Here is a 472-nt window from a genome sequence, read left to right as displayed (position 1 = left end):
CGGACAATGTCCGCGCCTACGCGCTCTAACGCTTTGATTTGATTTACGGTCGCCGCCACATCGGTGGTGCGCGTATTGGTCATTGACTGAACGGCGATGGGAGCCCCATCGCCAATTGGCACATTACCAACGTAAATACGTTTAGATTTTCTACGTTGAATCGGAGCCTGGTTATGCATGAAAAATCTCCCGCGTTACCCGTCTGTTACTGCGCCGGTGATGATTCGGCATTGAGGGTCAGACGCGCAACCTGGTTAGTTCTGATAAAACGACTTAAATCGACAGGCTTGCCCAGATACTGGATCTGTACCGCGGCCGGGGCGCCAATTTTCAGCTTATACGGCGCCTGACCGCTCAGGTTCAGGTTACCGCCTTTACGCTGCAGGCCGCTGAACAGTTTTTTACCGGTGGCATCGCTCACTTCCAGCCAGCAGTCGGCGGAAAAGTTCATCACCAGATCCTGCGCCGACGC

2 protein-coding genes are annotated in these 472 nt (G+C 54.2%); both read right to left on the bottom strand.

From position 1 onward, the window contains the following. The coding region (locus M3194_RS31760; RefSeq protein WP_397334398.1) for a flavodoxin-dependent (E)-4-hydroxy-3-methylbut-2-enyl-diphosphate synthase at positions 1-179 on the bottom strand (179 nt) is incomplete at its 3' end. Between the two features lie 26 nt (positions 180-205). Continuing rightward, positions 206-472 (bottom strand): RodZ domain-containing protein (locus tag M3194_RS30860; protein ID WP_251657960.1); only part of this gene is annotated, 267 nt, incomplete at its 5' end.

It is taken from the genome of Paenibacillus glycanilyticus (assembly GCF_023715145.1).
Lineage (GTDB): Bacteria > Bacillota > Bacilli > Paenibacillales > Paenibacillaceae > Pristimantibacillus > Pristimantibacillus glycanilyticus_A.
The sequence above is the reverse complement of the archived record's forward strand: the minus strand, read 5'-3'. Positions and strand labels throughout refer to the sequence as shown.